Raw genomic sequence first — 12950 nt, 5'->3', positions numbered from 1 at the left:
CTATTGTTAGGTTTATTATACTACATTCACACATATTTTACCATTTCTCTGCGCAATCTCTGCATGATTTTCTTCTCCAGTCTTGAGATATAAGACTGGGAGATCCCAAGTATATCCGCCACCTCTTTCTGAGTCTTTTCCTCCCCGTCTCCGGTACCGATCCCGAAGCGCATCCGGACGATCATCTGCTCCCTTCTGCTCAGTCTTCCAAGCGCTTTCAGAAGTACTCTGCACTCTGCTTCATGCTCCAGATCCCGGGTGATTGTATCCTCTTCCGTCCCCAGTATATCTGACAACAGCAATTCATTCCCATCCCAGTCCACATTTAACGGCTCATCAATGGACACTTCCAGCCTGGTCTTATTATTTCTCCTGAGATACATCAAAATCTCATTTTCAATACATCTGGATGCATAGGTTGCAAGCTTGATCTTCTTCTCTGGATCATAGGTATTGATCGCCTTGATCAGTCCGATCGTACCAATGGAAATCAAATCCTCCACACCAACTCCTGTATTATCGAACTTCTTAGCTATGTATACGACCAGTCTGAGGTTATGCTCAATCAGCTTCTTTTTCACTTCCTCCTCCCGCTCGGTGCCAATCCCGGAGATAGCTTCCGCTTCCTCTCTTGCATTTAACGGTGTCGGAAGGATATCGGCACCACCAATATAAAAAACTTCTTTCGTTTCCGGAAATAAAAATGTTCTCACCTGTGGAAATATCTTCCATCCAAGTCCTGCTGCCATACTCATCATTACACCCTCCTGCTATATATCTGGATTTAATATCATGTCATATCTCGTTCCAAAAGAGGCGTCATCACTTACTGCGATCATGGGTTTCTCATAGCTCTGCTCTTCTCCTTCAATCCACAGGCTGTCGATGGTAACCACCGGCAGCATTCCTCTGCCTTTTCCGATGGTGTGATATTCAATCTTGCGCAGACTTTTCAATTCTTCCAAAGACATCAGCTTCTCTGCCATATGCCTTGTGATAATACTGACTGCCTTCCCACTCACCGGATCCCGCAGATGATTTCCTGTATCAATCACAGCCGCTGCCGAACACGTTCTTTCCCTATACACCAGCCGTACTTCACAGTGGATCTCTCCAAAATGAAATAACAGTGATAACATTTTCAGCGCCCCGGAAGCCAGATAATAGCTCGCTACCGCAAGTGCAAAGAACAGACTTCCAACCTGTGCATACTGTCCGAGAAAGGAAAATATCCCTCCTGTCAGGAATCCACCGATATACAGAGTAATCATTCCCCTTGCAAGCTCCGGTCCTTTGCGGATCCTCAATCCCACTATCAGCATAATTCCAGGAATAATCAAATAAAAAAGTCCATATTTTATAAACGTATAAGGTATCCTGACAGCGACCACTACGCAGGTTGCAAGCGCCCCGGCAAGTGCTGCCAAACAGATCCGCCAGACAGGCTCACGAGAACGCAGTACATGCTTTGTGATCAGGAGCAATATGTAGTCCATCAGGAAATTCTCCAGAAATAATACGTCTATATACAGCTCATAATACACACGATATCCTCTCTTGAATAATAATTCGTTTTTTTCTGTTTTTTCTTCTGAATACTAAATCGATTTGGTAATCAAACAAGACCTATTATAGAGAACGAAAGATAAATATTTTGTCAAAAACAGAACAGACGCATAACATTTTTACTGCCAAGATTCTTTCCTTTTTTTGTTGCAATAATGACTATTACGTAAAAGAACCGCTGTAATTGCAGAATAAAACATCTGCCGTTACAACGGTTCTTCGAATCGTGTCAATATTAATTATTTTTTGAAGAAATCCGGAATCTTAATGGACTGCTCTTTCACCTTAGCAGTCGGGATCTTCGGTGTATCCAGTGTCGGTGATGTACCGCCTACTGTTCTTCTTGGAACTGCTGTTGTACCACCGTTAGAAGTCGGTGCAGCTCCCATATCCTGCTTAGCTGCATGTGATGCGTAAGTCGGTCTCTCAGTATATGACTGTCTCTCATAAGAAGATGCCGGTGGAACCATACCCTGACGCTGTACGCCTTCCAGTCTGGATTTTAATTTAGAGGTTGTGCCGCCTACGTTATGTAAGCCCGTAGCAATAACTGTGATTGTAGCTTCATCAGCTCTTGAATCATCGTACATAGCACCAAAAATAATATTAGCCTCTTCACCTGCAAGTTCCTGAACATATTCAGCTGCATCTGCTGCATCCATAAGAGTGATATCACCAGAAATATTGATGATAACATGAGATGCACCCGCGATCGTAGTCTCAAGAAGCGGACTGGCAACAGCCTGCTTAACAGCTTCCAGAGCCTTATCATCGCCGCGTCCCTGACCGATACCGATATGAGCAATGCCCTTATCTGTCATAACAGTCTGTACATCAGCGAAGTCGAGGTTGATCAGTGATGGTACATTGATCAGGTCTGTGATACCCTGAATACCCTGCTGCAATACCTCGTCAGCCTTCTTCAAAGCTTCCGGCATGGTTGTCCGTCTGTCTACAATATCAAGCAGCTTGTCATTTGGAATGACAATCAGCGTATCTACACTTTCTTTTAACTTCTCAATACCAGCAAGAGCATTGTTCATACGAGTCTTAGACTCAAAACGGAAAGGCTTGGTTACAACACCAACAGTAAGTGCACCCTGCTCCTTGGCAATACGTGCGATTACCGGTGTGGCTCCTGTACCGGTACCGCCACCCATACCACAGGTAACAAATACCATGTCCGCACCTTTCAGTGCTGCCGAAATCTCTTCTGCACTTTCCTCAGCAGCTTTCTCACCGATCTCCGGTCTGGCACCAGCGCCAAGTCCTTTTGTAATCTTATCTCCAACCTGCATCAGTGTCGGAGCCTTGCACAACTGAAGTGCCTGCTTATCTGTATTAACAGCTATAAATTCAACACCGGCAATCTGCTCGTCGATCATACGGTTCACAGCGTTGTTACCGCCGCCGCCGACACCTACAACAATTATCTTTGCCGCTGCTTCTGATTCGTTTGTCTTAATTTCCAGCAAGAGTTTCTCCTCCTTCGTCATCCTTATTATATAAATATACATCCCATATCGACCATGTCTGATACATCAGATGCACACAGACTCTGCCATATATAGTATTATAATATAAGCTTTTTGGCAAAATATCAATAGGAATTTACCGATTTTTCATAATATTCACAACTATTCTCCATAATAAGTTCCCTGAAAGTCTGATGTGCCATAACTGTCATCCGGTGAATCTTCTGATGTTGTATCATCTTCTAATGTTGCATCGTCTTCTGATGTCGTATCATCTTCTGATGACCCATCTGCCTCTTCCTCAGAGAACGTGATCACATTGGAATCATTCTCATAATACTCCAGATGAAGTACACCGCTCTTACCCTCGAGTTTTGCGATGATCGGTGAGATCTGCGCCATCTTCTCTGTCGTAATATCTGTACCAAGCTGTACACAGATAGCACCAAAGTACAGATTAATCCCATCATCCTCATACACAATCCGATCCGGTGTCAAATTATAATTCTTCACTTCCACAGCCACATTAAGGATTGCCTGCAGGAGCTTATGACTCTTTACTTTCATTTTCTGATACAGCTTTGTGCTGCCGGCATCTATGCCTTCAATCCCAGGCACGCCATCCCTAAGTTCCGTACTTTTATGCACAATCTTTCCGTCTTTGTCAAAGTACGCATACTCACTGCCTTCATCTAAATATCCGATAATCGTTTTTTCCTTTACCGTTACTTTTACTGTCCATGGACTCTTCAGACTTACCTTCATAGAATCCAGGCTCTTCGGTGTATCATGCTTCAGAAAGCGATATTTTACCAGCAGATAAACCGAATTGAATGACAGCGTATCCTTCTGCATCGATTCTGTTATCATCTCGTTTTCTGTATAATCATTGCCGCTTACTTCAATCTTCTGTACATAGAACAAAAGTCCAAATCCGATCACTATGATCGCAATTGCCAGAACCAGCGTTACTAATGCATACACTCTGTGATTCTTTTTTCTCCTTCTTCTCCGTTTCTTTGCCATTTATACTCCTCCTGCGTAGTTTCCCATCTCTTTATCCATTATCCGGCCGACACACTGAGCACCAGCCCCATCTCAAGCAGCAGAAACACTACTGATGTTCCTCCATAACTGATAAAAGGAAGTGTGATCCCCGTATTAGGAATCGTATTGGTCACTACCGATATATTCAAAATCACCTGTATCATCATATGTGCCATGGCTCCTGTTCCGATCAGCGCACCAAACAGATCTTCTGCATGTGTCGCGATCACAAAGAACCGCCATATCAGAACCAGGAACAATATCAGTACAAAGCCTGCTCCCACCAGCCCCAATTCTTCACATATAATGGAAAATATCATATCATTCTGCGCTTCCGGCACAAAACCAAGCTTCTGAATACTCTCACCCAGTCCTCTGCCGAATAATCCACCGGAGCCGATCGCATACAGTCCCTGCAGCGTCTGATACCCTTTCTCATACTGTTCCGGATTACGCCAGATTGCGATTCGCTCTAGGCGATAGCTCTCCAGTGCCAGAAACACAGCCATAAAGCCACATCCCAGCACCCCCATCCAGATAAACTGTGCATATCTGGGACTTGCCACAAAGATCAGCACTGCAGCAATCCCCAATATAATAATTGCCGTACTCAAATTACTGGCCCCCACCAGACCAACTACCGGCAGTACACACAGCATAATCCGAAGCATCGTCCAGATACTGCTCATCTTCTCCACATTTCTCGTCACAAGATATGCCAGGAACAGAATAACTGCCACCTTGGCATATTCGGACGGTTGAAATGAAAACGGTCCCAAAGACAACCATCTTTTGGAACCGTTATATTCATCACCGAACAATACGACTGCAATCGACAGAAGGATTGCACCCAGATACGCCGGAATCGCGAATTTCTTCCAGAAATGATAGTCCGTCCCGGCCATCACAAACATCGCCACAACGCCAAGTCCTGTCGCAAACAGCTGCTTCTTCAGATAGTAAAAAGAATCATGAAACTTCACTTCCCCATTGTAGGCACTGGTACTGTACAGGATCACCAGTCCGATGATCATAATCAGAAACAGTGTCACCAACAATGTGTGATCATAGCTTTTCTTTTTCAAGTCCGGCACGAAGCGCCAAGCCTCCTTACAGAGAATTTACAATTTCTTTAAATTTATCTCCGCGTTCTTCGTAGTTCTTAAACATCCCCCAGCTTGCACATGCCGGAGACAAAAGCACTGCCTCTCCTGGCTCAGCAAGCTTTGCAGCTGTAAGCACCGCATCTTCAAATGTATCTAACAGCATAATATCCGTAAATCCACACTCTTCTGCCTCTTTGGCAATCTTTTCTCTGGTCTGTCCGATCAGAAGCAGTTTCTTTACTTTGCCATCAAAACTCTCAATCCATTCTTTATACTCGGACTGTTTATCGTAACCACCACCGATCAGATACGTTGGACGGTTCATTGCCTGAATTCCACGGATCGCAGCATCCGGATTCGTCCCCTTGGAATCATTGTAATATGCCACACCATTCTTCTCTGCCACAAATTCAATACGGTGTTCTACTCCTGCAAATTCTTTAATCGTCTTACGGATACTGTCCATCGGCACACCGTAAGCTGCTGCCATAGCAACTGCTGCCATTACATTCTCATAATTGTGTACACCAAGAAGTTTAAGCTCCTTTACATTGCACACCAGACATTCATCCGGATTCCGGTAAATGATGTTACCATCATCCAGATAGATTCCTTTATCCAGTTTACGCTTGCTGCTGAAATATAGAACCTTCGTCTGCAATGTTTCACCAAATTCACGAAGTACTTCGTCCTCATAATTCAATACACAGGTATCTTCTGCTGTCTGATTGATCGCCACATTTTTCTTAGCCTGTATGTATGCTTCCATCGTATGATGACGGTTCAGATGGTCCGGTGTAATATTCAGGATAGCAGATACTCTCGGTCTGAAGTCTACAATACTCTCCAACTGGAAACTGCTCATCTCCGCTACGATCACAGAATCATCTCTGGTCTCATCTACTACATTGGTGTAAGGGATTCCGATATTACCAACTACAAATGCGCTGTCATATACAGCCTTCATGATCTCTCCAAGAAGTGCTGTCGTCGTAGTCTTACCATTGGTACCGGTAATCGCAAGTACTTCTCCTTTGCCAAGCTCATATGCAAGCTCAATCTCGCCTACTACCGGAATATCTGATTCCCGCATGCGATTCACGATCGGAAGATCCGTCGGCACACCGGGACTGATGATCACCAGATCAAGTTTACCAAGAAGCTCTTCCGGGAACTCTCCCAACACGATATCCGTCTTCGCGCCATCCTTCATCTTGCCGCGGATCTCCTCCACATCCAGCTTGTCATTGCCATCATAAAGCGTCACAGACGCTCCTCGTTCTTCCAGAAGTCCTGCTGCTCCGATTCCGCTGATACCAGAACCGAACACCAGCACATTTTTTCCTGCTATATCCATGATATCCTCCTAATCTGTTACATAGCCATCAGCGCAACCATGCAAAGCAATGCTGTAATAATAGAAAATACAGCCACAACTCTGGTCTCTGACCAGCCACAAAGTTCAAAGTGATGATGGATCGGTGCCATCTTAAAAATTCTCTTTCCACCGGTTTTCTTAAAGTAGGTAACCTGAATGATAACTGACAGTACCTCTACCAGATAAATCAGACCTACAATAATAATGAATAACGGCATCTGAAGCATATACGCCGCGGAAGCCACAAATCCTCCTAATGCCAGGGAGCCTGTATCTCCCATAAACACGCTTGCCGGATATACATTGAACAGAAGGAATCCAAGCAGCGCACCTACAACTGCTCCGGTCACAGGCTCAATCCCGCTCTTGGTACCAATCGCAACCACAGTGAAGAACGTAGCCACAAGTACAGTAACACTGGAAGCCAATCCGTCAAGTCCATCCGTAAAGTTCACACCATTGACTGTACCGATCACTGCAAAGAACAGTACCGGAATTGCAAGCCATCCAAGATCCAGATACCTTCCACCTGAAAACGGAACCAGCATTTTCAAAGAAATGCCTGCCACTTTCACCAGATAATATGCAAAGATTGCTGTTACTACAATCTGTAACGCCATCTTCTGTTTTGGAAACAATCCGTCCGAACGCTTCATGACTACCTTCAGATAATCATCCAGGAATCCAATCAGGCCAAAACCGATCGTCACAAAAAGTACCGGAATGATCTGCGGATTACTTCTGATGTAAAGCAACGAAGTAATCAGTATACTGAGCAGGATGATCACGCCTCCCATAGTTGGCGTTCCAGCTTTTTTCAAATGCTCTTTTACTCCTTCCTCTCTCTCTGTCTGCCCCATCTTCAGGTTCCTCAGTACAGGAATGATCACTGGTCCCATAATTGCACTTAACGCGAATGACACCAATACCGGAATAAATATTTTATAATCCATAACACACCTCATCGTCTCTTTTGCTTTTTTCTAACTTAAAACAGTATACTTCATTTCTTATTCTTTTTCAATGCCAAGATAGGGAAGGATATTTTCGAAGATTTTTCCGATTACAGGAGCCGCTATAGTCCCTCCGTAATACACTCCCTGTGGATTATAGATAATACACATCCCGAGAATCTGCGGATCATCTGCCGGCGCAAATCCCACAAAAGAGGAAATGTATTTATTCGCACTACGTGGCAGTGTCTGGGAAGTCGCTGTCTTTCCTCCAATACGATAACCTTCTACAGCAGCATTCTTACCACCACCTTCTGACACAACACTTTCCAGAAGTGCACGCATTGTTGCTGATGTTTCTTCTGATAAAATCCGTTTCCCTTTTTTATCCGAAAATGTCTCCGCCACCGTTCCGTCCTGATCCAATACCCGTTTCCCGAAATGTGGTGTCACACGGTTGCCTCCATTAATAATAGAACTGAATGTTGTCGCCATCTGGATAGGTGTCACCTGAAAGGACTGTCCAAAAGACATGGTTGCAAGCTCCACCTGCCCGATATTCTTCCGCTGATGCATAATGGTAGATGCTTCGCCCGGCAGATCCACGCCTGTATTTCCAAGCAGACCAAACTGATCATAATAATCACAGAACCGATCCACGCCAAGCCGCAGACCAATATTAATAAATACCGGGTTGCAGGAATTCTGGATCCCCTGCACAAAAGTCTCTGATCCATGTCCGCCTATTTTATGACAACGGATTCTACGGTCTTCCACCACATAATATCCCGGACAATGAAACTGATCCTGCGTAGTGACCACGCCTTCCTCCAGACAGGCAGCCGCCGTCACCACCTTGAATACAGATCCGGGTTCATATGTGTCATTGATACTGCGATTCCTCCACATCTGATTGAGCGCATCCTGTTTTTCTTCTTCCGTAAGTCCCACTGTCCCCTGCGGTAAAGTAAACGGATCATCCAGATCAAATTCCGGCACATTTACCATTGCATACAGTTCCCCATTCGAAGGATTCATCAGGATGATCGATACGCCATCTGCCTGTTTTTCTTCCATGACCTTCTCAGCCATCTGCTGCGCATACATCTGAATATTGTAGTCCATACTGAGCTGCAATGTTTTCCCCGGCACCGGTTCTAATCGGTCCTCTGCGATCTTATCTAGCTCCACACCCCTGGCATCCGTCACGGTCAGAATCTTGCCATCCGTTCCCGCCAGCCAGTCCTCGTACTTCACTTCCAGACCAATGATTCCCTGATTATCTCCTCCGGTAAATCCAAGCACTGTAGACGCCAGTTCATGATACGGATAATACCGTTTAAAATCTTCATCCACTTTTACTCCTGCAAGTTCCAGATCCCGGATCTTATCTCCTATTTCTTTCTCCACATTTGTCTGAATCCTTTCAATAGATGACACCTTCTCTACCCTTTTCCGAACTGCTTCTTCATCCATATCGAGAAGTTCTGAGAGAGAACGGATCACCCGCTCCGGATCTTTAATCTGACTGTGAATGACCGAAATCGTACAAACTGTTTTATTCGTAGCAAGTACCGTTCCATTGCAATCAATGATCTCCCCTCTTGCCGCTTTGATATCACGCTCCCGTTCATGCAGTGCCTCTGCCTTTTTCTGATAATACTCCGCTTCAAAGATCATCAGATACACCATTCTCCCTATCAGAAAGATTACAATTCCAAGAGCCGCAAGGAATACGACACATATCTTTTTTCTGTTATATGTTCTGTTCTTCAATCAAGAAACCCCACAATACGATTCCATACAGTTTACGGTTCGTCTTGTGGGGTTATGCTTATTTATTCTTTTTTATGTTTAATAGGTATAGAAATTACCATATTTATCGTAATACCCATCCATACCATAGTAGTATCCATCCGATGCAAGTTCGTATCCTTCATACGGACTGTCTGAACTTCCCGATGTACCATTGGTATATGCAGTTCCTGTAGAAGTACTGTCTGTAGTTGTACTTTCCACAGCAGTGTCTGTTGATGTACTGTCAGCTGTTGATGCATCATCAGTTGTCGGCTCATATCCTTCCACCGTTGTAATTCCGAGATATGGAAAAATCTCTTTCATGATATCGGCTGCCATCTGTACCGCATAAGAACTCTGTGCCTGATCATAATCATTGACCTCATCGATAACCACATACACAACCACTTCCGGATTCTCCTGTGGTGCATAACCGATAAAAGATACCAAATACTTACCATTATCACGAGGAAGCTTCTCGGCTGTGCCTGTTTTACCTCCTACTTCGTAGCCTTCCAGATTAGCCTTCTTACCACTACCATTTTCAACTACACCACGCATGTAGTCCTTGACCATGGTACTGGTTTCCTGGGAAACAGTCCGTTTTACAAGCACTGGATTCTTCGTCTCGATCACATTGCCATTCTCGTTCTGGATCTGTTTTACCACATGTGGCTCATAATAATCGCCGCCATTGATCAGAGAACAGAAACCAGATACCAACTGTGTCATAGTTACGTTAAAGTTCTGTCCAAATGAGTTGGTTGCCAGGCTGGCATCATCCATATTTTCCGGCGTATACAACAGACCTTCTGTAGAGGCATCTCCCGGAAGATCAATACCTGTCAACTCACCAAATCCAAATACATGCTGATACTTGCTAAGGTTGTCTTTACCGATCAATGCTCCGATCTGCATCAATGCCACGTTACAGGAATTCTGCACAGCCTCTTTGATGGTCTGTGTGCCATGTCCTTCCCGATTGATACAGTGAATATCGTGATCTCCCACATGCAGCATACCGCCGCAATAGAAGGTCTCGTCTCCTTTCAATGCTCCAGTCTCCAATGCTGTTGCTACCGTAAACGGTTTAATAGTTGATCCAGGCTCATACGTATCGCTGATACAGAAATTTTTCCACAGAGAATTCAATGCTTCCAGTTTATCATCATCTGACATTGCCTTTAATTGCTCTTCCGTATAATAACCGGAAAGATCTCTTGGATTATTCAGATCATAATTCGGATAACTCGCTTCTGCAATGATCTCTCCATTCTGTGGATTCATTACGATTACCGCCGTGTTTTTACTACCTTCGCCATCATAGGCATAATTCTTATGTTCTTCATTGAATGCAAGAATATGTTTTTCTACGATACTCTGTACCTGAAGATCAATCGTAGACACTACGGTATCTCCATTGGTCGGCTCTTTCACCGTTCTCTCTACCGTCGAATCTGAATCCAGATATCCGTATCTGCGTCCGTCACTTCCATTTAACGTAGAGTTATAATATCCCTCGATACCATTATTTCCCACATTACCGTCAGAAGTAAAACCAATCACATCACTTGCCAGTGTATTATATGGATATTTTCTCACATAATCTTCTTCCAGCCATATGCCCTTAATATTAGAGTTATTCTCCGTATCCGCTGTCAGCTTCTCAAACTTCTGGGCAGTTGCATATTCCACCCCTTTTTTCAGAATCTGATATCTGCTGTCCGGATTATCCTCGATTACTTTCTGAATATCACTTTCTTTCAGATCGAAACAATCCACCAGCGCAGCGATCGTCGGCGTCTCATAGGCATCATCACTCTTTAATGCTTTCACATCTAGGATCACATTATACACTCGTTCACTCGTTGCAAGCTTTGTCCCATTACGGTCTGTGATATCTCCTCTCTTATAAGGGATCGTCTGACTATCATACTGTTGCTGCTCCAGCACCACTCTGGTGTATTCATCGCCGGATCTGGCATTGATATAAGTTACCCTTCCCACAAGAACAACAAAAGCCAGTATAATAACTCCATAGAGCAATACCAGCTTCTTTTGCATAAATTTGGGAAATTTCTTTATCAAATAGGATTTTACTTTTCTGATCATATTTCCACCTTATTCATTCGTTTTTGCAGAACTGGCAACAACTCCTTCATCCGGAATCTGCTCATACTGCTTGATATAATCTCCATCGGGATTATCGTATTCTACCACCTGGTTCTCATTGGCATATACCATTCCCAGATCATCCATGGCTTTCTCACGAACCTCTTCCAGATTCACGGAATCCATCACTGCATTGTACTTTGTCGTATTCGCTTCATTCAGATTCGCAAGTTCCTCCTGAAGTGCTGTAATATTCTTGGAGCGGTTTGTAAGCTCTGCACGTAACTGTACATACTGCACACAGACTACCAGCATTAAAATTGCTGCAACCGAAAGAAACACCACGTAAGCTTTGTTAATCCCCATGGCTTTCTTGCGATTCTGCTTCACCTGATGACTTACATGCTGACGTCTCGCCGGCTCTGCAGTTCTGCGCTGCGGTTCGTAGGCTGGCTTCGGAACAGCATTGCCATATACATACATTCCTGCCGAACCAGATACCCGCTGATTCTGAACTCGTCTTCTTGCAGATGTTCTTGCTGCCATACCCCTCTCCCCTTTCTACTAATTAATCATTTAACTCCGTTCAAAGATCCTGAGCTTGGCACTCTTGGATCTGCTGTTAACCTCCATTTCTTCCTCGCTTGGAAGAATTGGCTTTCTGGTAATTACTCGTCCTTTTGAGACTTTACCACATACGCATACCGGAAAATCACTCGGACAGGTACATGGATTTTCATTTTTCTTAAATGCACTCTTCACGATCCGGTCTTCCAAAGAATGGAAGGTAATAATACATAACCTTCCTCCCGGATTCAACATATCGATCATGTCATCCAGAGAATCCCTGAGTACATCCAATTCTCTGTTCAGCTCAATACGGATTGCCTGAAACGTCCGTTTGGCCGGATGACCTGTTTTCTTTTGAAATTTCATTGGGATTGCATGGCGGATTACCTCTGTCAGTTCTCCAGTCGTTTCGATAGGTCTCTTCGCGCGTTCCCGGACGATATGTCTGGCAATATTCTTTGCGAACTTGTCCTCCCCGTAATCGCGGATCACGCGATAGAGATCCATCTCACTGTAGTCATTGACGATGTCTCTGGCTGTCATCTCTGACCTTTGATCCATCCGCATATCCAGAGGTGCATCTTCGCGATAGGAGAATCCCCGATCTGCCGTATCTAACTGATAAGATGATACGCCCAGATCCAGCATGATCCCATCGACCTTGTCAATTCCCAATTCATGAAGCCTGGACTTCATATCACAGTAGTTGCTTCGGACTATTGTGACTTTCTCCCCGAAGTCCTTTAATCGGATGCTCGCAGCTTCGATTGCCGCCTCATCCTGGTCTATTCCTATAATACTCCCCTTCGCACCCAATCTGGTGCACACTTCATAGCTGTGTCCTCCACCGCCCAGTGTGCCATCCACATAGATGCCATCCGGTTTAACGTTCAATCCGTCAACCGTTTCCTGCAATAATACTGATACATGTTTGAATTCCATATCT

General features: G+C 44.3%; 11 protein-coding genes. All 11 read right to left on the bottom strand.

The genetic code is table 11. The features are described from left to right. Positions 1-26 precede the first annotated feature (26 nt). The 11 genes from sigE to rsmH all read right to left on the bottom strand — a co-directional run bounded on the left by sigE (position 27) and on the right by rsmH (position 12946). The gene (gene sigE / locus DWZ93_RS00845; protein ID WP_118383308.1) at positions 27-758 is read right to left on the bottom strand and encodes an RNA polymerase sporulation sigma factor SigE; all 732 of its coding nucleotides are present in this window, start codon (positions 756-758) and stop codon (positions 27-29) included. A gap of 12 nt (positions 759-770) precedes the next feature. Beyond that, positions 771-1544: a sigma-E processing peptidase SpoIIGA gene (locus tag DWZ93_RS00840; protein ID WP_118451713.1), complete on the bottom strand. Its 774-nt coding sequence runs from the start codon at positions 1542-1544 to the stop codon at positions 771-773. Between the two features lie 261 nt (positions 1545-1805). Beyond that, complete coding sequence (gene ftsZ, locus DWZ93_RS00835) at positions 1806-3041, bottom strand: cell division protein FtsZ (protein ID WP_118383306.1); 1236 nt, start codon at positions 3039-3041, stop codon at positions 1806-1808. A 162-nt stretch (positions 3042-3203) separates the two neighbouring features. After that, the gene (locus DWZ93_RS00830; protein WP_118451712.1) at positions 3204-4067 is read right to left on the bottom strand and encodes a cell division protein FtsQ/DivIB; all 864 of its coding nucleotides are present in this window, start codon (positions 4065-4067) and stop codon (positions 3204-3206) included. Positions 4068-4105: 38 nt separating this feature from the next. After that, the gene (locus tag DWZ93_RS00825; RefSeq protein ID WP_118451711.1) at positions 4106-5182 is read right to left on the bottom strand and encodes an FtsW/RodA/SpoVE family cell cycle protein; all 1077 of its coding nucleotides are present in this window, start codon (positions 5180-5182) and stop codon (positions 4106-4108) included. Between the two features lie 16 nt (positions 5183-5198). Further along, positions 5199-6551, bottom strand: coding sequence for a UDP-N-acetylmuramoyl-L-alanine--D-glutamate ligase (gene murD / locus DWZ93_RS00820; RefSeq protein WP_118451710.1), 1353 nt, complete (start codon positions 6549-6551; stop codon positions 5199-5201). Between the two features lie 17 nt (positions 6552-6568). After that, positions 6569-7525 (bottom strand): phospho-N-acetylmuramoyl-pentapeptide-transferase, encoded by a 957-nt coding sequence (gene mraY, locus DWZ93_RS00815; protein ID WP_118451709.1) that lies wholly within the window; start codon positions 7523-7525, stop codon positions 6569-6571. Positions 7526-7582: 57 nt separating this feature from the next. Next, on the bottom strand, positions 7583-9301 hold the full coding sequence (locus DWZ93_RS00810) for a peptidoglycan D,D-transpeptidase FtsI family protein (RefSeq protein WP_118451708.1): 1719 nt from the start codon (positions 9299-9301) through the stop codon (positions 7583-7585). A gap of 78 nt (positions 9302-9379) precedes the next feature. Beyond that, a complete protein-coding gene (locus tag DWZ93_RS00805) occupies positions 9380-11434 on the bottom strand; it encodes a peptidoglycan D,D-transpeptidase FtsI family protein (RefSeq protein ID WP_118451707.1) in 2055 nt (684 codons plus the stop codon). Positions 11435-11443: 9 nt separating this feature from the next. After that, entirely contained in the window at positions 11444-11980 is a 537-nt protein-coding gene (locus DWZ93_RS00800) for a hypothetical protein (RefSeq protein WP_243061044.1), read from the bottom strand. Between the two features lie 30 nt (positions 11981-12010). Then, the gene (gene rsmH, locus DWZ93_RS00795) at positions 12011-12946 is read right to left on the bottom strand and encodes a 16S rRNA (cytosine(1402)-N(4))-methyltransferase RsmH (protein WP_118451706.1); all 936 of its coding nucleotides are present in this window, start codon (positions 12944-12946) and stop codon (positions 12011-12013) included. Between the last annotated feature and the right edge of the window lie 4 nt (positions 12947-12950).

Source organism: Dorea sp. AF36-15AT (genome assembly GCF_003477705.1).
Classification (GTDB): Bacteria; Bacillota; Clostridia; order Lachnospirales; family Lachnospiraceae; genus Claveliimonas; species Claveliimonas ammoniilytica.
This window is presented reverse-complemented; position numbering and strand designations above follow the sequence as displayed.

Bases quoted from the DNA above. Each gene is read 5' to 3' on its own strand.
- sigE (WP_118383308.1), bottom strand. From the start codon at position 758: ATGATGAGTATGGCAGCAGGACTTGGATGGAAGATATTTCCACAGGTG.
- mraY (WP_118451709.1), bottom strand. From the start codon at position 7,525: ATGGATTATAAAATATTTATTCCGGTATTGGTGTCATTCGCGTTAAGT.
- DWZ93_RS00830 (WP_118451712.1), bottom strand. From the start codon at position 4,067: ATGGCAAAGAAACGGAGAAGAAGGAGAAAAAAGAATCACAGAGTGTAT.
- DWZ93_RS00805 (WP_118451707.1), bottom strand. From the start codon at position 11,434: ATGATCAGAAAAGTAAAATCCTATTTGATAAAGAAATTTCCCAAATTT.
- DWZ93_RS00800 (WP_243061044.1), bottom strand. From the start codon at position 11,980: ATGGCAGCAAGAACATCTGCAAGAAGACGAGTTCAGAATCAGCGGGTA.
- rsmH (WP_118451706.1), bottom strand. From the start codon at position 12,946: ATGGAATTCAAACATGTATCAGTATTATTGCAGGAAACGGTTGACGGA.
- murD (WP_118451710.1), bottom strand. From the start codon at position 6,551: ATGGATATAGCAGGAAAAAATGTGCTGGTGTTCGGTTCTGGTATCAGC.